The following is a 23,968-nucleotide window of genomic DNA, read 5'->3' as shown; positions in this document are numbered from 1 at the left end:
ATGTAGACAGCGACCTGTTACACGAGGATCTGTCACTTCTGAAAAATAATTAGAGGTATTCATTTTGCAATGATAAACTTTTTAGAGGAATTTTGGTGCGGTCGCCCTGTCCTGAATGTAGAAATCAGATGCTTTGTTTTAATTATTTGTATAGTGATTTGATTAGTGTCGGGTCGAGTGATACAGGCGGATTGAAGCGGTCGGATGCCATATATTGCAGGATGCTTTGCCTGAACTGGCGGGCAGCCGGACGTTTATCCAGTTCCGTTTGCAGATCGGCACTGCATACCATCAGTTTGCCGTTACCGACTTTACCTTCCAACAGGATTCCCAGCTTCCGGTTTGTGAACCAGTCGTCGATCAGATGTACAACCGGGCGGTAATCTGCAGGGAAGTCGTCCAGTACCATCGCATTGCAATGGCTTACCAAGTCCCACCATTGATAATCGCTATATTTCTCTGTGGGGAAAGCTGCCAGTGCCGGGTGTTTGGGATCACAGAGGATACCGAGCGTATGAGGCGGTTGTTTGTTGGTCCAGGCCGTGTTCCAGAAAATAGAGGAGAAGCCGACACTGATATTTCCTCCCTTTTCCGGCAGGATGCTTCCGGGTGACAACAAGAGCAGGACGTTTTCTCCTTTTTCCAGTTGTGCCATGGCCTGGTTATCCAATGCCGAAGTGATATAAGGTTGTTTATCTACCGTTTCTTGTTTTGCCGGATATACCAGATGTTCCATAGGTTTTTACTGCCGGTTTCTTTCACTTCCGCGCTAACCACCAATTGCGTCGGTTTTTCTATGCCGGAGAATGAATATTCGATATTTCCGGCAGGAATGCAATTGGTTACGGGCAGGTCTTTCACGAAGTTGCCCTGTGCAATCTTTTCTCCTACCTGGTTGCTGATCTCCCAGGTGATATTGGCTGCCTGTAACGGTTTTTCTCCGAAATGTGCCACTTCGAGGGGGACGTTCAATGTCTCGTTGTTCAGCCAGACCATTTTCGGGAAACGGACAAGAGGAACTGTTTTGTTACAGAAAGTACTATACTCTTCCGGTGTTACATAACCTTTTTCTTCCCAGAAGGGATCAAGAACGCCGACAAGGGCTGTTCCTTGTCCTGGAAAATCATGGAGGTCGAGTAATTGGAAGCCGGCGAAACCGGGCGTACGGAGAGCCCCTTCAATGTCTGCTTTGTAGCAAAGTGTTTGCAGGCGTCCGGATGCAAACAGGAAATCGTCTGCTAAGTCAGCCATATGATGTTCTTTCAAGGTTTCCTGAAATATCTCGAAGTTTTTAGCTTTCAGTACTCCTGTGTATTTTTCTATTTCTTTGAAATTCGGATAGACACACCACTGTCCGACTTCGTGGCTGACAGTCGGCATATTTTTCCGGATAATGTCGGCAAAGTCAAAGTCAGTACGGGGTTGTTGTGCGTTGATGATACTGTTCATACCTTCTCCCCAACGTTGGATGCGTGGTTCCATAGGATCCCAATAGTCGGCGTTTTCAACATAAGGCCAGCCACCGGCACTTGTATAGACGCGGCGGAGGTCTTTTGATTTCCAATAATTTATCAGGCCTGACAAATATGTAGCCTGATTGGCTCCTCCCGGCTCGTTACCGTAAGCCATCATACAGAAAGAAGGATGATTACCGTACTCTTTTAGGATGCGGTCGCTTTCGTCACGGAACCATTGGTCGGAGTAACCTCCGTCGCCAACTGTTGCCCAGCCTGCGCATTCGACTTGTAGGTAAATACCCATGCTGTCTGCTACTGCGAAAGCTGCTTCCGGTGGACACCAGGAATGGAAACGGACATGATTTAGACCGTGTGCTTTGCATTGGTTATATATTTTTGTCCAGTAAGTATTGTCCATTGCCGGATATCCTGTTAGTGGGAATATACAACATTCCAGAGTCCCGCGAAGGAATACTGGTTGTCCGTTTATTTCGAAACGCGTACCGTTCGCCTTAAACTCCCGGAGACCGAATGTGCGGCATTGTTCTTCTTTATTTTCGCCGTTTTTGATAACTGCACGTAAGGTGTAAAGGTTCGGAGTGTGTTCAGACCAGAGCTGAGCGTCATCACCCATTGCTAGAGTGGCCTCCTGTATCATACCGGAACCGGAAGTGATCTCTATTTTGTAAGGTTTGCCAACGATACTTCCATTTTTCTTCTCTATCTGAAGAAGTAGGGAAGAACTGTTCGTTCCGATTGTTCCGTCCAACGAGACTATAGCTTTGATCGTTTTGTCTGTGATATTCGGGTAAATCTGTATATCGTCTATGTAGAGGGACGGTTTGGCTGTCAGGCTGATTGTCCCGATGACACCATTCCAGTTCGATTGGGTATGGTCGGATACACTGTGTGCGTTTGTGCCTACTTCTATATTTACCCGGTTATCTACGCGGAGAGTTAACGTGTGTTTTCCGGGGGACAATTCATTAAAAGTGTGTCTGTACGGAGTGGACAATGATTCGTGTTTCCCCATTTCCATGCCATCCAGAAAGAGCGTCGTTTCCCAGTGCGTGCGTTCCAGTTCGAGTTCTACCGGCCGGCCGTTCCATGAAGCAGGTATCTCTACTTCCTTCTGATACCATGCAACTCCTACATAGTGCTTGTCCGGGTTCAGCCAGAAAGGAACTTTGATATTTCCCGGCTGACGGAATTTCTCATATTGGGGAGCATCGTACCATGATCTGTCGACGATTTGTCCGGTCCAGGCTGTTTCTATTCCGACATTGTCGCCATAACCTTGTTCCTGTAATGAACCAGGTAAATGAATTGTGTCGTTTAAAGATTTGTTATACCATTGTTCAGTTAATCCGATGTCATTAGGATCGAGGGCAAATAGCCATTTCCCTTGCAGGGATTGTTTGTCATCAACCTGACGGCAGGCCATTAGGGATAAAAAGATAAATAGGACTGATAAGTACTTTTTCATGAGTATTTAATAATATGTGAAATTATGATGCAAAGGAATCGTGTTCTCGATAAAAAATCAATAGATAATTTATTCTTATAGATGGATTATATTCTGATTTGGTAATTTCTTTTCTTTATTTTTTCTTTTATTGGTCGTTCGGTAAACGGTTACTTATGCATTAATAATATAGAGGCAGGTCTAAATAGTAAAAAGGTACATCCAATCTTGATTTACACTTGGTATAAACCGATTAAGAAGTACCTCTTATTTATAAATTATTTAAATATACGACTGTTTACAACCATTCTTTCATAAACGCATCCATTTCTTCCGCATGTTCTTCCAAGCTTTGCAGCAGTTTGAACTGGGCTTTTGTACGGATCAGATTATGTTTCGGGCTGTGGATCTTATAATATGTATCACCGTTGATATAGTCTGTCAGGAAGCGTACGGTCTGCATGTAAGTCAGCAGGCGGCCACCATAAGGAAGCAGACTGATTTCGAGCGGAGAAGGAATGCCTTGGCTGTTTCCATGTAACCACGGGTATAAGCCTTAAAGATATCCATGTTTACATTTACATTGTCCAGATTTTCATCATCTTCGGCACCAGTATTGGCACCAGTACGGATAAAGTCACCGATATCGGACAATACGAATCCCGGCATTACCGTATCCAGGTCGATTACACAAAGTACCTTGTCGGTATCGGCATCGAACATCATGTTATTAACTTTCGTGTCGCAATGGTTGGTACGTTTCTGCAACTTGCCTTCACGGTACAAACGTTCCTGAATGCACATTGCTTCGGCACGTTTTTCAATTTCTTCGATCAGATCTTTCACTTCTTCCAGACGTCCGGCAGCGTTAGCCTTTACTGCATCGTGGAATTGCTCCAGACGGAATTCCATATTGTGGAAGTTAGGAATTGTTTCTCCCAGTGAACCTTCAGGCAGGTCTGCCAGCATAGACTGGAAATCACCGAAAGCCTTACCGGCTTCGTATGAGAGTTCCGGAGTTACTTCTTCGTAGCTTTTGCTGTTGGGGATGAACAAGCATACACGCCAATAGCTGTCACCATCGAAATAATATGGTTTACCATCTTTAGTTGGAAGAAAAGTTAGTACTTTACGATTGATATCGCTTTCGCCTTTAGCTTCCAGTTTTTTGCGGATATGGGTCGTTACAATATTGATATTGTTTTGTAACATATCTACATTGGTAAAAATCAGATGGTTGATACGTTGTAATACGTATTTGATCTCGCCTTTTTCGTTTGTTACTTTCAGCGTGTCGTTAATGTGTCCGTTTCCGAAAGGTTCAGCGGAAACAACTTTTTCTGCCAGTGTGAACTGGTCGAGAATGTTCAGTAATTCTTCTTTTGTTTTTGCCATGGTATTTATTAATTGATAATTGACTATTGAAAACAAGTTGTTGTACTCTTTTCAATCATGCTTGCAAATGTAAAAATAATCTTTGATAAAATAAAAAAGGCAACGAATCTGTTCGCTGCCTTTTTTATAAATTCATTTTGAATTGTTAATTGAACTTTGTCAATCTTCAATTATTTTTTGTTGCGGTTACCGTAACGGCTCATGAACTTATCAACACGTCCTGCTGTATCCACCAGTTTAGATTTACCAGTGTAGAACGGGTGAGAAGTATTAGAAATTTCGACTTTTACCAACGGATAAGTAACACCGTCGATTTCGATAGTTTCCTTTGCATTGATAGTTGAACGAGTGATAAATACATCTTCGTTTGACATGTCCTTGAATACTACAGGACGATAGTTTTCAGGATGAATTCCTTTTTTCATTGCTTCTTTATCTAATTTAATTTATACTCTTATTAGTTTGGTAACCGGTAAATTGGCTTGCAAAGGTATGGATTTGCTTCAAACTAACAAAGAAAATCGAACTATTTTTTCTGAAGGCGTTACTTTTGTATTATTTTATATGCTTAAAAGCATAAAGTTTTCAGAGAGTTCTTATCTTTGTGCAGAATTTTCAATCATTAACGTAATAATATATACTACAATGGTAAATTACAAAGATTTAGGTTTGGTGAACACAAAAGAAATGTTCGCTAAAGCCATCAAAGGCGGATATGCAATTCCGGCTTTCAACTTCAATAACATGGAACAGATGCAGGCTATCATCAAGGCTGCTGTTGAAACAAAATCTCCGGTTATCCTTCAGGTTTCTAAAGGTGCTCGTCAGTATGCTAATGCAACACTGTTGCGTTACATGGCTCAGGGTGCAGTTGAATATGCAAAAGAATTAGGCTGTCCGAATCCTCAGATTGTTCTGCACCTGGATCACGGTGATACATTTGAAACTTGCAAGAGCTGTATCGACTCAGGTTTCTCTTCTGTAATGATTGACGGTTCCCACCTGCCTTATGAAGAAAACGTAGCTTTGACTAAGAAAGTTGTTGACTATGCTCACCAGTTCGATGTAACAGTTGAAGGTGAACTTGGTGTATTGGCTGGTGTTGAAGACGAAGTTTCTTCAGATCATCACACATATACTGACCCTGAAGAAGTAATCGATTTCGCTACTCGCACAGGTTGCGATTCTTTGGCTATCTCAATCGGTACTTCTCACGGTGCTTACAAATTTACTCCGGAACAGTGCCACATCGACCCGAAGACTGGCAAAATGGTTCCTCCTCCATTGGCATTCGAAGTATTGGATGCAGTAATGGAAAAACTTCCGGGATTCCCTATCGTTCTTCACGGTTCTTCTTCTGTTCCTGAAGAAGAAGTTGAAACAATCAACAAATTCGGTGGTGCTTTGAAGGCTGCTATCGGTATTCCTGAAGAAGAATTGCGTAAGGCTGCTAAATCTGCTGTTTGCAAGATCAACATCGACTCAGACTCTCGTCTGGCTATGACTGCTGCAATCCGTAAGACTTTCGCTGAAAAACCGGCTGAATTCGACCCACGTAAATATCTGGGCCCGGCTCGCGATAACATGGAAAAACTGTACAAGCACAAAATTCTTAATGTACTTGGTTCAGACAATAAACTTTAATCAGATAACGGATTAAATATATAAGGAAGCCATCCCGTGTTTGCGGGGTGGCTTTTTGTTTTTTCTCCTTTTTTATTGTATAAATATAAAATTAAATATTTTATTATTTGTAAGTTTGTAATTGAATTTTAAGCTTTCTCATGATAACTGGCAAAGTATAAATGGAGCAGAAAATAAGAGAGTTCGATAAGTGGTATGAACAATATGTTGATGAATTGTTTTCGTATGGAATGGCATTCGGTATGGAGAAAGAATATGTGCTGGATGTCATACATGATGTTTTTTTACATTTATACGAATCGGTAAATAAAATAGAAATGCCGGATAATCCCAAGTTTTATTTACTCCGTTCTCTTAAAAACAGAATTATATCCTCTAAACAAAAGAATTTCAATTTATTAAGTCTTGATGACAATATGGAATATGAGTTCCAGATTAAGGTCGATGCACTTGCATTACTGGAAGATGAGGAGGAACGGTTGGCTTATGAAGAACAACTGGATAATTTATTCCGTTTATTGACCAATAAACAGCGTGAGGTTGTTTACTTGCATTTTATGCAGGAACTGAGTTATCAGGAAGTAGCGGAAATTCTTCATATAACGCCTAAAAGTGTACGTAAAATTATTTATCGTGCATTGGAGCGTATGCAAGGAGGAGTAGCTCCTTTATGGCTAGTCTTTATTTTTCTGGTTGAATCGTAAAAAATGAAAAGGGTAACCCCAGATGGAATTACCCTTCCGAATTAAAAACTCATCTGTAGTATTAATCTATTTATTGGTCTTTATTTGTCCCAGAATGGTGCCTGAATAAGTGTCGGGTCCTTATCTATCTCTTCCTGATAAATTGGATACCAATAGAATTTACGTTCATAAACCCGTTTGATGTATTGTGTACGGACGAAGAATGCTTTGGGGTTATTCGGGTCGTCAGAGAATTCTGTTCCGCTGAAATTCATGCCATACATTGGCTGGTCCAAGACTTCTTCCGCTTTTTTCCATCGGCGCAGATCAAAATAGCGGATACCATTTTCACAACACAATTCTACACGGCGTTCATGATAAATAGCCTGTCTGACTTCTTCCTGGCCGTTTAAAGGAATCTTGTTGAAACCATTGCTGTCAATTCCGGTTCCATATTGCGGAACGCCTGCACGTTCACGAATCAGGTTCAGGTATTTTAAAATGTCCGCGTTACCCGGATCACACTCATTCAATGCTTCGGCATAATTTAGGTAAGCTTCCCCTAAACGATAAAGTATTCCTGGGCGATATGGATGTATATTATCACGTTGGTTTTGTTCCAAAGAAACTTTTTTACGATTCAGATAACCATTTTGAGGTGCATCGTGTGTGGGGCCACCATCTTGTTCGTTAGACATCATTTGTACTTCGCGGTTGGCTTGATGGTACCATTGCCGGTTCCACATAACGGTCAGATAGAAACGAGGTTCCCGGTTGATATACATATTATATGTGCCAATAGCTGCAACCTGATTGTAAGTATTGCCGTCTGTACCTACAGAATCGACTGTTGCTCCCGGGCAATTGCGATACAGGTTGTATTTGGTTTTGCGGATATCAGGCTGGCTGGAGAAACCACGCTCTGTATAACCTGACTTTTCATTGATAACCGGCGAACCGTAGTTACTTTTATAACCGGTAATGGGTAATGAACCATCTTTCATGGAGAAGGCATCGACTAATGTCTGATAAATACCTAATCCTCCGTTACCGGATGCTCCGCGTGGAGTAGCATGTTTTTCAAATTCACTGAAGTTGCTGTCTGAACGAACGAATAATGCTTCCGGATTCACATCTCCACGCAGGAATAGCACGTTATAGCAGGACATGAAAGGATCAATGCTCCCGTCTGCATTGTATTCGCGTACCAAGTCGTGACCGGCAGCATGGGCTGCCTCTATCAATTCCTTGCAGGCATCTGCCGCGCGGTTCCATTTGGAGGCGTCATAAGTCTGGCTAAAACGGTCTTTACCGTCATAGTTTTTTAATCCATTATACCATTCATTGCCGTTGACCAGCGGGCTGGCTGCAAACAATAACATACGGGCACGGACTGCGAGACACATAATGGAAGTGGCACGTCCATAGAACTGTGTTGATTCGCTTAGCCAGGAAGTCGGCAGTTTTTTTGATAGGCTGACTAATTGTCCGTCAATCCAGTCAACCATTTCGTCGAAAGGTATCTGCCCGCGCATTAAATTGGGATCATTGACTTCTGCCAATCCGTCGAAGAAAGGAACACTGCCGTATGCTTCAATCATCATCCAGTAATAATAGGCAATCAGAAAGCGGCATTCATCTTTCATTCTTTCTATCTTTTCTTCTGTAACTCCCTGATCCGGAAGTGCATGAGCATTTTCAATAAATTGGTAGGCAGAACGGATACGTACAGGGCATTGACTCCATACTGCTCCGTCCCAGGAGGAACTTGTAAACCATTGTCCAATTACGAAATTCAGTGTATTACCCCACCACTGATACCAACGTTGGGAAGGATCGAGGTCATCTCCCATACTGTCATAACCATAATCTCTCAACAGACTCCAGTAAGGGTCAGGAACCCTGTTATAAACCCCGGAGAGCCAGTCTTCGGTTCTGGTTTTATCGTTAAATACCATTTCCATTGTTAGTGTATCATCCGGTGCATTATCCAGATAATCCGTACAACTATTAAGGGATAAGCCTAAAAATGATAAGCCAATATATTTGAGTAGTTTCATTTTCTATATGTTTTATATTTATTACTCTGTTAGAAATTAATATCCAGTCCGAAAGAGAAAGATTTCATGATCGGGTATTTAGCTCCGTTCGCCGTGTCCAACTCCGGGTCCCAAAGATCGAAGGAGGAGAAAGTGAAGAGGTTGGAACCTTTGGCATAGAGGCGGATATTGGCAAGGCCAACCGAATTAATCCAGTGTTTGGGAAATGTGTAACCGATTTCTATATCTTTCATCCGGAGCATGCTCATGTTACGCAACCACCAGGTCGAATTTTGGCTGTTGTTGGCGTTTGTTCCGTAACTTAAACGCGGGTAGAAGGCATCCTGTTTCGGGTTTTCCTGGGTCCAACGATCGTTGTAGTTGGTCAGGATGTTACCCATAGATCCCTGGGAAACTCCTGGTAAGAAATTGGAAACAACTCCTCCGATAAAACGATAAGTCCGCCCGTTCCCCTGAAAGAAGATATTGAAGTCTACATTTTTATAACGAGCTGTTGCTCCGAAGCCATAGACAATTTCTGGATTGACGGTTCCGCCCATTGCCTTCTCATCCTTATTAGTGATAACGCCATCACCGTCGATGTCCATATATTTAATATCTCCCGGACGGATAGCGCTGAAAGTTTGTGCCGGTATACCTTCTTTTAAAACCAGGTCACCTTTTTCATTTGTAGTGAAATCATCTTCTGTGAATAATCTTTCGGCAACGAGGCCAAATAATTCATTGACAGCTCTTCCGGTACGTTGACGATTTGTTCCGATAACTCCCATCGCTTCATCCATTTCAATAATTTCGTTGTGTGCATAAGTGAAAGTTCCGCGAAAACCCACGTGCAGGTCTTTATTGAACTGTTTATTGTAAGTTAATGAAAGATCTATACCAGTGTTGTTCACTTTACCGTAGTTAGCCCATGGTGTTTTACGGAAACCTGCAGATGTCGGGATATTATTACGTTGCATGAAAATATCACGGCGCTGTTCCTTGAACCAGTCTGCCTGTAATTCCAGAGCATTCCAAAGACCTAATTCTATACCGATATTTAGTTTTTCTACGGTTTCCCATTTCAAATCTGTCACACCAAATTCTCCCTCAAAGCGGGAGGAACGGTTGTAATCGTTGTTTACACCCCATTTATATGATCCGTCCGTGTCTATTGTTGGTAGGAAAGCGAAGCGGCGTCCGTCCAATTGGTCGTTACCGGTCAATCCCCATGATGCGCGGAATTTGATTTTAGAGAAAGTCTCTTTGAATTGTTCCATGAATTTTTCTTCCGAAAGCATATAGCCGACGGCGACAGAAGGGAAGAATCCGTAACGATGTCCTTTTGTGAAATTCTCCGAACCATTATAACCGAAATTGAATTCGGCGATGTAACGGTTGTCAAATGTATAGGAGGCACGTCCTGCTATACCCATGCGGCGGAACGGAACAATATTGCCATCCTGATAATCCCGTTGATTATAGAGGAACATGGCACTGACTGCGTGTTTCTTATTGAATGTGCGGTCGTAAGCTATATTCCCTTCTAGATAAGTGGCTTTATTTCCCCATGCAGACTCGCTTTTTGTATCCAAAAATTCTTGTCCGTCCGTACTGACAGTCAGGATCAGTTCTCCTGTTTCCGGATCTCTGCCTGTTGCCGGATTATAGTAAGTCGGAGTTTTGGAGCGTTTCACCCATGAACTGGAGTAACGGTCGAAAGAAAAGAGTCCTTTTATTTTCAAACCGGGAGTAATAAATTTCAGGTCCTGTTCGATAGAAAATAAGGATTCGACTTTTGAGTTGGTTGTTGTCTGGTAACCATGCTGTGTGGCTTCCGCCCAGGGGTTATGGCGCTCTGTTACACGGACATCGCGTCCACCGGAATACTGGATCGGATGGTAGAAAGGAGGTGTATCAAATGCATAATTCCAAATGTCCTGTCCACTGACTGCCATTCCGTTTTGTTCCTGTAAATATCCCCCTATACTTATGCCGACAACGGTTGTTTTTGTGACGTTAATATCAACATTTGAACGGATATTGTATTTGTTCAGGCGGGTCGACGAATCCCAGTCTTTGCTTTTATCGGTGACAAAAATACCACGTTCCCCATAGTAGGACGCAACTAATGCATAGCGAAGAATATCGCTACCACCTGTAATAGTTAGATCACCTCGTGTATTGGATGCCATGTCTTTTGAAACGGCATCCAACCAGTTTACATTAGGATAAAGCTCCGGATCGACATTATTACGGTAGTTGTTGATTTTTTCTTCTCCGTAAAGAGGATTAGGATTCCCTGCGTCCATATATAGTTCATCCATTAATGAAAGATAATCAGCCGATCCGATATATTCCGGGAGCTGGGTAGGTTGTGTGAAACCTTGTTCGAAGTGAAAATTTACTTTGGGTTTGCCCAGTTGCCCTCTTTTGGTCTTTACAATGATAACCCCATTTGCTCCTCGTACACCATAGACAGCACTGGCAGCAGCATCTTTCAATACAGAGAATGATTCGATTTCTGCAGCGGAAAGATCATCGAGCGTACGTTCTATTCCATCTACCAAAACCAATGGTTTGATACCTGTCCCTTTGAATGAAGATATACCGCGAATCCAGAAGTCGGAACCGTCAGAACCAGGTTCGCCACTACGTTGAACGGCGATCACTCCGGCCAGTTGGCCTGCCAGATTATTGGAAACGGCGCGGGTTGTTCCTTGTTGCAATTGAGCAGGTTCGATGGTCGTGATAGAGCCTACTACGGATACTTTTTTCTGGGAACCGTAACCAACTACTACAACTTCATCCAGGTTGTTTGATTCTTCAGACATATTTACGTTTATATTGATCTGTCTCCGACTTTAATTTCTTGTGATTCGAAACCGATATAGCTGAAAACAAGTACCGTGTTTTTATGAGGAACTTCAATGAAGTAATTACCGTTAATATCGGTAGTTGTACCCTTTGTTGTACCTTTAATAATAACATTGACACCTGGTAATGGAACTTGCTGTGCATCTCTGATTGTTCCGTTGATAGAGATACTTTTTTGCTGTTGTTCTGTTTCTCCTTTTCGCATGATCATTACCTGTCTGTCATTGAGAACGTAGGTAAGACCGGTGTTTTTCAGAATTTCAGATAAAATTTGATCTATCGTTTGAGATTGGATGTTAATACTTACATTTTTACGTAGTTCTAGACGAACTAAGTCAGAATAAAAAAATACATACTCACTATTTTTTTCTACAGACGCAAAAACATCACTGATAGCCACATTTGATAAATCGAGTGACAAACGTGTAGATTGTGCATAGGACAATTCAGCCAAAAGAGATGAATTTACTGTAAAAAGCAAACACAACACTACACAAACTGCGTGTATTTTTCTTTTAATTTTTAGATATTCCATAATAATATAATAAGTTTTCCTTGATATTAATATTTTACTTGTTAACAACACAATGGTCTATTGTTTTATACAATACTAGGTTACGGCATGTTTTATCTATTCATAGGCATTCATTTTTTATTATTGATACTATTTACTTCAATCAAATTCCCCTTACGATGAAATGAAACTGATAACGTTTTCTGGAGTGTTTGAAGAACTTGGTCCATATTATCAAACAACACCAGCTTACCAGAGCATTTCACTTGTTCTATATCCGGTGGATAGCTAAATTGAACACGGTAATAACGTGAGATACTACGTAGTACCTCACCTAAATTTTTCTCCCGGAACTGGAGAACACCATCTATCCATGAGATATAATCGTATACATTCACCTGGCTAACAGACATCTGCCCATTTTCCAAGACTAAGAGATCATTTGGTTTGATAATTTGTTTTCCGCTTTTATATCCTTCAACCGCAACACTTCCTTCTTTCAGTACAACAGATTGGAAATTTTCATCCTTATATGCAACTATGCCAAAAGATGTTCCTAAAACTCTGATTTCCATCTGGTTCGTTTTTACATAAAATGGACGCAATGCATCTTTGGTAACTTCAAGATAAACTTCCCCTTCCACATAAATCATTCTTTTTTCTTTTTCAAATATTTCAGGGAATTGAAGCACTGTGCCTGAATTTACCCATACTTTCGTACCATCAGGCAAAATCAATGAAGAATGACGTCCTTTCGGTACGCTTAACACATTCATATGATTACCTTTTTCCTTTGCTTCACCAGTACACTTCCTCTCTGTAGCCTCTAGATTATTAATGTCTTTATCCGTCACCTTGATTTTCCCTTGTTGATCGACTAAAATTGTCGCATTATCAGAAACCTTCATTTTTTCCTGTGCCAAATGAAGTTCTACTTCTGTCTGATTAACATCTAACTGGATATCATCCACCAAAGACAGAATATCTCTTTCCTGAAATAAATTTTCTTTAGTAATCAAAAATAATGAGCCCAATGTACATATAATAAGAATACAAGCTGCTGCATATTGCCATGTCAGACGCATTCGCTTTGGTTTTCTGAATTTTCTTAAATCATTTATAATATTTTCTTTAAGAGATTCTTTTTCAATTGGCGACAGTTTTCTATTATTCAATTTCAACGAACGAACCATTTGCCTGGCCTTCTCTATATTTTCTTTCTCTTCCGGATACAGTGTCAGATAATCATCAATCCACACCGATTCCGACTCTTCCGTAGGAAACAGACACCAGAGAATAAAGGAATCGTCATGTATTAACTGGTCAACAGTTTTTATATGCTGTTTTTTATTCATTTTGCTTTTTCATTTTAAACAAGACATTAATTTCCCCAATTTGGCCCCATTTTATATGTTAAATTCATTTAATACCAATATATATCTATTGACTTAGTTCGTCTAGAACTAAGTTAATTTTTCAAATTGATGATAAAGAGCCTTATGTCTTGAAAAATAAAGTCCCTGTTTGGCGGGCTATTTTTCCCTATTTTATTGTATTCATGCTGTTTCCCAATAAAAATATTAGTTAATAATTCGTTCTGTGAGATGAAAAGATTTGTGTTATATAACTGAATTTTTATTTAAATCCTTTCAACGGCCTCGGCTGTGAAATCCTTAAACTACTGATTATTGCGGCTACCACGGCAAATCCTGTTGCCAGATACAAACATGCTTGCGTACTGTTGTTCGGAACCAGATTGAATATCATAGCGACTAGTGTTGCTCCCAGTGTCTGTCCTAATAAACGGGCTGTTCCCAGCATACCGCTTGCGCCTCCGCTTCGGTTGGAAGGGGCAGAGGAGATGATCGTGCTGTTATTGGGTGTCTGGAATAAACCGAATCCGGCTCCACAGATAAACAGGCGCCATATAATATCCGTATTTGTCGGGTTGTCGGGTAAAACGGCCAAAAGGAAAAGACCGGCAGCAAATATTGTCATACCGATACCTCCCAGTATACCGGCATGAATCCGTTCGACTAATCGTCCGGCAAGAGGGGCCATGATCATCGTTGCCAACGGCCAGGGAGTAAGAAGCAGGCCGGTCGTTACGTCGCTTCGTCCCAATGCTCCCTGAAGGAAAAAGGGGAGGGAAATCATTGCCAGCATTTGTCCGGTGAAAGAACATATTGACGTGCCGATCGACATGGAGAAGATCGGGATGCGCATCAGGTCGACCGGAAGTAACGGAAACTGTTGGCGCAGTTGGCGGCGTACAAAGAAATAACCGATCATAAACAATATGGCTATACCTGCTATGATCAAAGTTGTGTTCTCTTTATGGGCAATACCTTCCAGCGAGAAAATCAGTAATCCGAATGTAAGAGCGTTCATCAGGCAACTGAGCTTGTCGAAACGGCGGCCGGTGACTTTAACCGGATTGGCTGGCAAATGCATCAGACCGATCACCAAGGCTGCAATGCCGATCGGGATATTGATGGCAAAAAGCCAGTGCCACGAACCTAAAGACAGGATGATGGATGCAATGGTCGGTCCGGCGGCAATCGAGACGGCGACGACCAGGGCATTGATCCCCATGCCGCGGCTCAGGAAACGTTTGGGATAAATGATTCGGAGCAATGCCGTGTTAACACTTGTGATGGCGGCAGCTCCGATTCCTTGTAAGATACGTGCGGTTGTCAGCATCCAGAACGAATCGGCAAGGGCGCAGATGGCTGACGTGATGCTGAACAGTAAAATTCCTGATAAGTAAATCCTCCGGTAACCGTAAATGTCTCCCAATGAAGAGAAGGAAAGAAGCGAAATGGTGATTGCCAGCTGGTAAGCGTTGACTACCCAGATCGTGACAGACGGTGAAGTGCCCAGGTCGCGGGCTATTGTCGGCAAAGCGACATTTGCAATTGTTCCGTCTATGACGGACATTCCGACACCTAAAGCTGTGGCCAGTATAGCCCAGTAACGTTTAGGTAACGGTAGTCCGTCGTTCTCATTTACAGTTATGGCGCGATTTTGTAATATCATTTATATCCTGTTTACTTAATAACTTGTCTAACGGCTTCCAGCATAGGTTCGACGGTCAACGGACTTCCTGTAGCCAGTATCATCCATTGGTTAGGGGTTAAACGTCCCTGGCGGAAAATCCGTTCTACTTCGTTCGCGAAGTTCTTGCCTTCCAGATACTGGTCAAGCTGGAATTCTATGATCTGTCCGAAAGCATAAGCCGACAAATACAATGGATAGCTGATCATGTGCGAATAAACAGCCAGTACCGTCTCGTCCTTTACTCCGAAAACAGGCGCATAATATTTGTTCCATATCTCTTTCGATAATGCGATTGTCGCTTCTTTCAGCTGTTCGGCCGTTGCATCCGGATGGGCATACATCCATTTCCATACGGAAATATCCAGCATGGAAACACCGCATATTTCATACATGCTCCATACTTTATCCAATATTTCCATCGCCTGTTTTTCCGGATTCGGATCGGTGATACCCAATATTTCGAGATCACGTTTCTGGAAAACGAAAGCCAGCGCTTCGGTAAATGCAGTGTTGGGTACGCCGCTCAACATATAATAGTCTACATCATAAAGCGATAAAGTCTGCTCTACATTGTGGCCGAATTCATGGATGGCAATATTGTATCCTTTGTAATTCATTCCTGCTGCCGGAATACGTGTGCGGAGACGTGACTGCTGTCCTTTCATGGATGCTCCCCAGGCATGCCCTGAACCACGGGCGGCATCGACTGTGATCTTGTCGGCCAGATAGTTAGCCCGTTCGGCACTGAATCCCAGCTTTATAAGAATGTCCGGTAACTTCTTGTCCAAAGCTGCCGCATCCGGGTAAAGGGCTTGCGTTTGTGCATCTAGTTTGGTCTCGTCGAGATTACTGCGGGCTTTGAAACCGTCGTACCAAATATCGTAGGCTTCCAGTTTGCGTTCCAGACGTTTGGAGATCATTTTGCCGACTTCTTTCAATTCGGGAGCGGACAGAAATTCATCGAACAGTTTTTCAACATCCTGCAAGGCTACTTCCATATCGTCGTTGAATTTACGGTCGATATAGGTATTACCTGTGTATTTGTCAATGCCTTGCATAGCCTTAAAGTTATTCAGCATCTTCTGATAACGGACAGTCGATTCGGGAGTCGTTTTTACTTCCTTGTTGTCCTGCTGTACCATGTTTGTATATGGGTTCCATTCATACGTCCCTGAGTTGATTACTTCGACAGGAATATCCTGTGAAATGATCCGTTTCATCACTTCGTAAACGGTGCGTTGTTTGTCGAGCCCTTCTTTCCCCTTGTTGTAGTTTGCCTTGATTTCATCACGCAGGTTCCAGTGTGACAGCAGGATCATGTCTTTAGGGAACAGGTGCTGGCCTTTTTTGTTCATTACATGACCCATGTAAATGTTATATTGGGAGATATAAATGTCGGCATCGCTTTCTGCATTGGAAGCAGCCTGCAACAATGCAGCAGGGATCCGTTCCGTGAACATGTCGCCCAGACGTGCATAGGCCCAGGCTTTGCGGTCGGTGCCCAATGCTTCTTTTTCTTCCAAGGTAAGGTGGGGGAAGTTTAGCGCGATGATAAAAGCTATTTTATTATTGTATAAGTCATCGCTCAAATGGCTCGAAGGACTGTATGAACCGAACTTCTCATCGATGGGGTGCAACGGACCGTTATCCAGCTGCAAATTTTTCTGTAAGCGCAGCGACATCTCATTGAAATGACCGCTGATACCTTCGAGATAGTCGCTGATCTTGAGGAATACCTGATACTTTTCGTCCGGATCGGCAATATAATTGTCTTCACAAAAAGAGCGGAAGGCTTTTTCGTCGCCGTCTGTTTCCAGCCAAAGACGTGCAACCTGGCTGACTCCTTTTTCTATACTCTGTTTGTTACTGTTGTCCCTGGAGGTTAACGTGTTGATGGTCGATTGTATGACGGACGGATCGATGGATGCTTGTCCGTTCAGATACGCTAATGAGCAAATAAGCATAATACAAATGCGTTTAGTTAGATTTCTCATAAGACTTATGTTGTTAAGTTCAAGATCTTTTGCTGTGTAAATAAAAGCGTGAAGCAAATGTAGGGATAATAATTGTATCTTTGTATGTTTTTTAAAAAGAGTAAAACAAGAGATATGAAAAAAGTGTGGGGATTAATGGCTGCTATATGCATCCTGCTGTCCGTATCCGGCCAGGCTTACGGACAATCGTTGAAAGACTTATTGAATTCATCTACAGTGAAGGATGCGGTTACTTCTGTAACTGGCGGAAAGAAACTGACAGTAGAGAACTTGCTGGGAACGTGGACGTATACCAATCCTGCCGTTCAGCTGGAAGGCGATAATGCGTTGAAGAATGTAGCCGGGAGTGTAGCTGCTGGTGAATTGGAGAAAAAGCTGAAAACGTATTGTGCCAAGGTCGGTATTGTGGAAGGCATGTTCAACTATGTGTTCAATAGTGACAGTACGTTTACCAATGCATTAAAGAAAAAGACATTGAAAGGTACTTTCTCTGTTAATCCGGATGAAAAAACGGTTGAACTGAAATATGCGTTGGGCGGAAAACTGAAAGTGACAACTTTAACAGCCCACGTCGTGATTTCCGGAGATGAGTTGTCTTTGCTGTTCAATGCGGATAAGTTACTGGATTTTCTGACCAAATTATCATCGATATCTGATAATTCCACTTTGAAACTGGTCAATAAACTGGCCAGCGAGTATGACGGGATGATGCTGGGGTTTGAATTGAAGAAATAGAAAAAAATAGTATATTTTGAAAGTGGGTGGTCTTTTCGGACTACCCATTTTTATTTCAGTCCCGGCAATATTTTGTAGAGTGTTTTTCTGGTCATGATCTTCTGGTTCAGAAAACTAACAATATAGCCTGTTATGCAGGCGGCAATGAGTGAACCTTCGCGTATCCCTTCAATGCCTTGGGTGAATATGAGGGAGATGAGTATAGCTAAAGTGACCAGGGTAACATCGAAATATACTTTGAACTTTCCGAATTCTTTATTATAACATCGGGATGCATATTTTACAAATGCTTCTGCACTCATCATGGCTACCTTCGGTTTGATTTCGAGCACTACGCCGATGGATTGTATGAGGCATCCTGTGAGCAGTAAAGCCATCGACATGCCGTAACCGGACGGGTGCAGATTGCTTGTTAAAGCCATGTTGAAATCAATGAAAGCGGAGAATATGCAGGAAAAAGGTATCTGAAGAAGTATTTCTATCGTGTCCTGACGACTTCTGTCTTTCCGGATCAACCAGAACTGTCCCAGGATCAGCAGTACGTTTACAATGAATGTCCATGTTCCTAATGATAAAGGAGTATTAAGGCTTAACACGTAATTTACACTGGAGATAGGAGTGGTACCTAATGCAGAGCGAACGATCAATACAATGCCTACAGCTAAAAAATATAATCCTAAAATAAATACCGAATACTTTTTTAATAGTTCTTTTATATCCATATCAAATCTCTATTTGTCTGATCTCTTTCTTTTTGATAGTTAGAAAAAGATATGCAAATATCCGATTTATTTTTCAAAATCGGATGTTATGGTGAATAAATTATTATCAAAATGATAATTTAACAGGGAAATGGAAGCGCTATTTGAATCCTGGGTCAGCCTGGCCTTTGTGTAGACGATTCCTAGATAGGTTGGGTTGGAAAAATAGCTGTTATAAGCCGAGGTTTTGTGTTAAATAGATGTTGGAATCTTGTGGTTATAAATATTTATCTTTTTATTTTCTGTTGTGCTGATGTTTTTGATAATTTTATTTTGTTCGTGTGATGTTGTCTTTTAGAGTGTAAAATATGCTGTTTAGCATATAAAAGTATTGTTTCTGAACTGTTTTTTAGCGTGTTTTTGTGCTTTATTAACAAAAAAACTCATCTTAAATAAACCAGGGATCTGTTTAAAACGAGAAAAAACTCGTTTTAAACGAGATTGAAATTTGTTTTAGATGAAGTTATCAAAATGATAAACCTTTACTTCGTGTTAAAAAATGTAATATCAATCTATCTGGAAGCTCTTTCCTGTGAGATGTGTCTGTTTTTATTTTGAGCTTATTTGTATCTAAAGTGATAAAATAAGCTCAAAAAATAGCCATTATGATAGTCGGTGCAAAATAGTGATTCTGTTCTATTGCTTCTTATATTCTTCAACAAGTTCCAGCAGTACACTACCATAGTTTTCGATTACCTTTTTCCCTATTCCGGGGATTGCAAGCAATTCGCGTGAATTGGAAGGTAGAGTATTGACAATACCAAGCAATGCTTTCTGTTGAAGGATTGTATAAGGAGGCAACCCTTTTTCTGTTGCCAGCTCATAGCGCCACCGCTTAATGCTGTTATAGAGTTCGGGATGAAGAACGTCGCTCGAAACAGTCACTTTGGCTGGCTGCGAAGAACGTTCGGAACGTTTTTTAGCGGATGCGGGCGGTTCGATGGACGCTTTTGCTTTGGCGGATAGATAGCGGACGACAGAAAAACCGTCTACGCATGCTTTCAGCGTCTCCTGCTTTAAATGGAGTTCTTCCGTAAATTTGCTGATCGCATTGTTCACCGCTTTTCGGCTTTCCTTGTTATCTATTTCGACAGCGGAGTTTTCCTCGAGAGATGTACACAGGCTGTCGATACGTTCGATGAAATAGGCTACTCCTTTCCGAACACGTTCCTGGATGGCTTCGTCCTGTTGGTAATCGGGGTTTCCGGAGATCATGCGCGTCAGTTGCTGTTGGAAGCGTCCGCCTACTTCTGTTATTACGGAACGGAAGGCATCACGGGTGTTGGCATATTGCGTGTTGAGTTCCGGATATAATTTCTGTAAATGGGCATATACCGTATAAGCGGCATATTGCAGGCGTTGCTGGATGGAGGCGAAATTGAAAAGTTCGATAACCAGTTCCAGGTAATATTGCTGTTGCGCCTGTTCCAACTGTTCTTTCCCCGGTTGTTTGTCGGTGACGGAACTGGTAAATTCCTGTATCCTCATATCCTTGATCATCGCGTTGCGGGTGATCGGACTGCTTAAAACCAATCCCTCCAGGGTTTTGCAGCGACTGAGTGCCACATAGACCTGGCCGTGTGAAAAGGCTGCCGAGGCATCGATGATGGCATGTTCGAAAGTCAAGCCCTGGCTTTTATGGATCGTGATCGCCCAAGCTGTTTTCAGCGGATACTGGCTAAAAGTACCGGCAACCGTCTCTGTTATTTCTTTGGTGTCCGGATTGATCGTATATTTGACATTCGTCCAGGTTTCTCTTTCTACCTGTATTTCATTGCCGTCTTCTCCGACAACCGTTATTTTGTTCGGGTTGATAAAAACGATTTTACCGATTTTACCGTTGTAGTACCGGTGTTCGCCGGAAGAGTCATTTTTGACGAACATAACCTGGGCTCCGTTTTTCAGTTCCAGTTGATTATCGGTTGGATAAGAGTATTCAGGGAAGTCGTTGTTTATTTCGGCATTGAAGGTGTATGACTTACCGGGCAATTCGGCTAACTTCCGGTTGTTGAGTTGCTGTGCCTGATAATTATGTGTTGTAAGTGTGATATATCCTTGTTGGTCGTCCGGGGCGAAATCGGGTATATATCGCTGGTTAAGACTGTTTAATGTTTCTTCATCGAATCTGTTTTCCCTGATGTTATTCAGCAGGGAGATGAATGTACTGTCATTTTGGCGATACACCTTGGTAAGTTCGATGCAGTAGTAATTGCTTTCCGAAAGCGCTTTGCTGTCGAAGAAAAAGGTGGACGGATAATGTTCTTTCAATAAGTTCCATTCGTCGTCTTTAGCAACAGGTGCCAGCTGTTGCAGATCGCCGATCAGTAATAGTTGTACACCACCGAAAGGTTTTGTCCGGTCTTTATAGCGGCAAAGTACGTCGCTGATCGCATCCAGCAGGTCGGCTCGTACCATACTGACTTCATCTATCACCAGTAAATCCATGCTTCGGATGATATTAATCTTATCCCGGCTGAATTTATTCGTGAAATTTTTTGCCTGGTCTGCCTCCCTGCTTGCCGAGGGGAGATAAGGACCAAACGGTAACTGGAAGAATGAATGGATTGTAACACCTCCTGCGTTGATGGCGGCTACACCTGTGGGAGCAACAACGATCATACGTTTTGGGAAAACTTCTTTAAGTCTTTTCAGAAACGTTGTTTTTCCTGTTCCGGCTTTACCTGTCAGAAAAAGGTGAGTACCTGTATTCTGTAAGAAGTTGAAGGCAAGGTCAAATTGTTGGTTCATTTGCATCATCATAGATCTATTGTTTATGGTATCTGCAAATATATAATAAAAAAACGTGAAAAATGCGCTTATAAGCTAAAAATCAAGCTAACAAGCGCATTTTTTTTATTGTTCCTTTTTTATCAGACAATCAGGTTTGCGATCAGCTGGATAAACAGGATCAGGAAAACCATGGCAATCGGATAAACAGTAGCATATGCAATGCTCGGTGCGGAACTGTCTGTCATAGAGTCGGCTGCGGCAAGTCCGGGCGTACTGGTCATACCTCCGGCGATGGTGCCGATCAGGTCAAGGATATTGATTTTAAAGACCCAGTAACCGAATCCTAAAGCGATAAGCATCGGGACCATCGTGATTGCCATGCCGACACCGAACAGCGTCCATCCGCTTTCCTGAAAAGTGGATACCAGGTTAACGCCGGCTGATGTCCCGACTTCCGCCAGGAATAATAACAACCCTAACTGACGCAGTAACTGGTTGGCTGAACCTGACATGGACCATACGATCGGGCCCGTTTTTCCGATTGCGCTTAAAACAAGTGCCACCATCAGGATACCTCCCGTTAGTCCCGGAGAGAACGAGAATGAATCGGAGAACGACAGATTCAGTTTTCCGAACAATACGCCCAGTACGATACCGGCGGCAATCGGGAAGAAATCGGTATCCGAAAGTTTTTTCTCATCATTTCCGAGTAGCTGTCCAAGTTCTTTTAAGTCCTCTTTTTCTCCGGCAATCATCAGTTTGTCACCGAATTTTAGTGCCAGATCCGGTTCGGGAGGAAGGTCGATACCGCTTCGGCGGACGCGGGTTACCGTGCAGTTGAAAGTTCCTTGCAGGTTTAAATATCCTAATGTCTTATTTATTACGTTTTTATTAGTAATAAGCATAGACTGAAGTTCTTGTGTACTGTTGAAAGGGAGATCCCCTTTGATGCGTTCGCCTACCAATATTTCCAGTTGTTCCAGTGATTTGTCATTACCGACGGCTTTGATCAAATCTCCTTCTTTCAGAACACTTTGTGCTGTGGGAATAGATGTTTTTTCGTTATGCTTGATACGGGAGACGACGGCTCCTGTCATGCTGCGCAATTGCAGTTGTGCTAGTGTTTTGCCGCAAATATTACTGTTAATAATACGGAAAGCAGCTGTATGCAATGGGGGATATTTACCTTTTCTTTTTGCTTCCAGAGCCTGTGCTTCTGCATTCAGGTCTATACGAAGTATTTTGGGTAATAACTTGACAAACAGGATCACGCCGATCACACCGAACGGATAAGCAATACCATAGGCGATGGAAGCGGAGGAAGACTGGGTCGTGTCGATTGCAACCGCCAAACCCGGTGTACTGGTCAGTGCCCCGGCTATCAGTCCGACTATGCTTGGTGTATCGATTCCTAAAGCATATTTGAATATCAAACCTGTCAGGCAGGCGGAACCAACGATTAACAAGGTGAGGATAATCAGTGTTTTCCCTTTCGACCGGAAAGAATCGAAAAATCCCGGACCGGCCTGTATACCGATGGTAAAGATGAATAACACTAAACCGAAGTTACCCAGTTCCTTAGGTATGATCACTCCGAAATGACCGAACAAAAGTGCAATGAAAATGACGGCTGAAACGTCAAGAGAAAGACCTTTAATCTGTATTCTGCCCAAAATGAATCCTAATGCAACGATCAGGAAAAGAGCAAAATAGGAAGACTGAAGCAGTGTTGCAAACATGTCAAATAGTTTTATTGTGAAGATTTGAGAGCGCAAAAGTACACTTTTTTGGATGTATGGGCAATCTCCTGGCGAGATTTCTGTTACCTTTGCAGCGAATTATTAAGAAGATTATCCCGCACGTGAATCGATACTTTATTTATTTAGGTTATAACGGTAAGAATTTCAGTGGTTGGCAGGTACAACCCAATGGTGTGACTGTACAACAATGTCTGGAAGAGGCCCTGGCTACACTGCTGCGCCAGCCGGTTCCGGTTGTCGGTGCAGGACGTACGGATGCAGGTGTTCATGCCCGGCTGATGGTTGCCCATTTTGATTGGGGCGAACCGGTTGCGACCTGCCTTTCCTGGCGGAGAAGTTGAACCGTTTACTTCCGAAAGATATTGCCGTTTACCGGATCGTACCGGTCAGGCGGAAGCGCATGCCCGTTTTGACGCCACTTCCCGTACCTATAAATATTATATAACTACCCGGAAAGATCCGTTCAATTATGATCTGGTTTATAGAATGAGCGGTCAGCTGGACTTTGAAGCGATGAATGAGGCATGTAAGGTCTTGTTTGATTATATCGACTTCACCAGTTTCAGCAAATTGCATACGGATGTAAAGACGAATAACTGCCGTATTTATAAGGCGGGATGGGAACAGGAAGGCGATGTTTGGGTATTCACTGTCCAGGCGGACCGTTTCCTGCGTAACATGGTGAGGGCGATCGTCGGAACCTTATTGGAGGTGGGACGCGGAAAGTTGACGATAGAGGGTTTTCGTAAAGTAATAGAGGCCAAAGACAGATGCAAGGCCGGAACTTCTGTTCCGGGGCATGCACTTTTTCTTGTGGATGTAACATATCCTGAAAATATTTTTAATATTTAATC

General features: G+C 42.4%; 13 protein-coding genes and 3 pseudogenes. 4 read left to right on the top strand and 12 right to left on the bottom strand.

What is annotated here, in order from left to right; all coding sequences use genetic code 11:
- Positions 1 to 142 precede the first annotated feature (142 nt).
- From DXA15_RS06995 to DXA15_RS06985, 3 genes and pseudogenes are all read right to left on the bottom strand, one after another.
- Positions 143 to 2,943: pseudogene (locus DXA15_RS06995) on the bottom strand (sugar-binding domain-containing protein).
- A gap of 277 nt (positions 2,944 to 3,220) precedes the next feature.
- A pseudogene (locus DXA15_RS06990) lies at positions 3,221 to 4,317 on the bottom strand (phosphotransferase enzyme family protein).
- Between the two features lie 170 nt (positions 4,318 to 4,487).
- Positions 4,488 to 4,742: a type B 50S ribosomal protein L31 gene (locus DXA15_RS06985; RefSeq protein ID WP_007659112.1), complete on the bottom strand. Its 255-nt coding sequence runs from the start codon at positions 4,740 to 4,742 to the stop codon at positions 4,488 to 4,490.
- 220 nt (positions 4,743 to 4,962) lie between these two features.
- On the opposite strand from DXA15_RS06985, the gene DXA15_RS06980 reads away from it, so the two are divergent.
- Together DXA15_RS06980 and DXA15_RS06975 are read left to right on the top strand one after the other, a co-directional pair.
- Positions 4,963 to 5,961 carry a class II fructose-bisphosphate aldolase gene (locus DXA15_RS06980; RefSeq protein WP_044214855.1) on the top strand — a complete coding sequence of 333 codons (999 nt, stop codon included), beginning with the start codon at positions 4,963 to 4,965 and terminating at the stop codon, positions 5,959 to 5,961.
- A 161-nt stretch (positions 5,962 to 6,122) separates the two neighbouring features.
- On the top strand, positions 6,123 to 6,665 hold the full coding sequence (locus tag DXA15_RS06975; protein ID WP_128133555.1) for an RNA polymerase sigma factor: 543 nt from the start codon (positions 6,123 to 6,125) through the stop codon (positions 6,663 to 6,665).
- 80 nt (positions 6,666 to 6,745) lie between these two features.
- Here DXA15_RS06975 and DXA15_RS06970 read toward each other — a convergent pair whose 3' ends face one another.
- The 6 genes from DXA15_RS06970 to DXA15_RS06950 all read right to left on the bottom strand — a co-directional run bounded on the left by DXA15_RS06970 (position 6,746) and on the right by DXA15_RS06950 (position 17,098).
- Positions 6,746 to 8,704 carry a RagB/SusD family nutrient uptake outer membrane protein gene (locus DXA15_RS06970; RefSeq protein ID WP_128133554.1) on the bottom strand — a complete coding sequence of 653 codons (1,959 nt, stop codon included), beginning with the start codon at positions 8,702 to 8,704 and terminating at the stop codon, positions 6,746 to 6,748.
- Between the two features lie 29 nt (positions 8,705 to 8,733).
- Complete coding sequence (locus DXA15_RS06965; protein ID WP_233566945.1) at positions 8,734 to 11,517, bottom strand: TonB-dependent receptor; 2,784 nt, start codon at positions 11,515 to 11,517, stop codon at positions 8,734 to 8,736.
- A gap of 8 nt (positions 11,518 to 11,525) precedes the next feature.
- Positions 11,526 to 12,095: a SusC/RagA family TonB-linked outer membrane protein gene (locus tag DXA15_RS26080; RefSeq protein ID WP_233566943.1), complete on the bottom strand. Its 570-nt coding sequence runs from the start codon at positions 12,093 to 12,095 to the stop codon at positions 11,526 to 11,528.
- Positions 12,096 to 12,205: 110 nt separating this feature from the next.
- Positions 12,206 to 13,429 carry a FecR family protein gene (locus tag DXA15_RS06960; RefSeq protein WP_128133553.1) on the bottom strand — a complete coding sequence of 408 codons (1,224 nt, stop codon included), beginning with the start codon at positions 13,427 to 13,429 and terminating at the stop codon, positions 12,206 to 12,208.
- Positions 13,430 to 13,709: 280 nt separating this feature from the next.
- Complete coding sequence (locus DXA15_RS06955) at positions 13,710 to 15,113, bottom strand: MFS transporter (RefSeq protein ID WP_128133552.1); 1,404 nt, start codon at positions 15,111 to 15,113, stop codon at positions 13,710 to 13,712.
- A gap of 11 nt (positions 15,114 to 15,124) precedes the next feature.
- On the bottom strand, positions 15,125 to 17,098 hold the full coding sequence (locus DXA15_RS06950) for a hypothetical protein (RefSeq protein WP_128133558.1): 1,974 nt from the start codon (positions 17,096 to 17,098) through the stop codon (positions 15,125 to 15,127).
- A 144-nt stretch (positions 17,099 to 17,242) separates the two neighbouring features.
- On the opposite strand from DXA15_RS06950, the gene DXA15_RS06945 reads away from it, so the two are divergent.
- A complete protein-coding gene (locus tag DXA15_RS06945; RefSeq protein WP_048314921.1) occupies positions 17,243 to 17,863 on the top strand; it encodes a DUF4923 family protein in 621 nt (206 codons plus the stop codon).
- 50 nt (positions 17,864 to 17,913) lie between these two features.
- Here DXA15_RS06945 and DXA15_RS06940 read toward each other — a convergent pair whose 3' ends face one another.
- From DXA15_RS06940 to DXA15_RS06930, 3 genes are all read right to left on the bottom strand, one after another.
- Entirely contained in the window at positions 17,914 to 18,585 is a 672-nt protein-coding gene (locus tag DXA15_RS06940; protein ID WP_128133551.1) for a YitT family protein, read from the bottom strand.
- Positions 18,586 to 19,260: 675 nt separating this feature from the next.
- The gene (locus tag DXA15_RS06935; RefSeq protein ID WP_199676248.1) at positions 19,261 to 21,378 is read right to left on the bottom strand and encodes an HRDC domain-containing protein; all 2,118 of its coding nucleotides are present in this window, start codon (positions 21,376 to 21,378) and stop codon (positions 19,261 to 19,263) included.
- A gap of 116 nt (positions 21,379 to 21,494) precedes the next feature.
- A complete protein-coding gene (locus DXA15_RS06930; RefSeq protein ID WP_128133549.1) occupies positions 21,495 to 23,093 on the bottom strand; it encodes an aspartate:alanine exchanger family transporter in 1,599 nt (532 codons plus the stop codon).
- A gap of 122 nt (positions 23,094 to 23,215) precedes the next feature.
- Between DXA15_RS06930 and truA the strand changes: the two are divergent.
- Positions 23,216 to 23,966: pseudogene (truA, locus tag DXA15_RS06925) on the top strand (tRNA pseudouridine(38-40) synthase TruA).
- Positions 23,967 to 23,968 lie beyond the last annotated feature (2 nt).

This window comes from Parabacteroides sp. AM58-2XD (genome assembly GCF_003463685.1).
Classification (GTDB): domain Bacteria; phylum Bacteroidota; class Bacteroidia; order Bacteroidales; family Tannerellaceae; genus Parabacteroides; species Parabacteroides segnis.
This window is presented reverse-complemented; position numbering and strand designations above follow the sequence as displayed.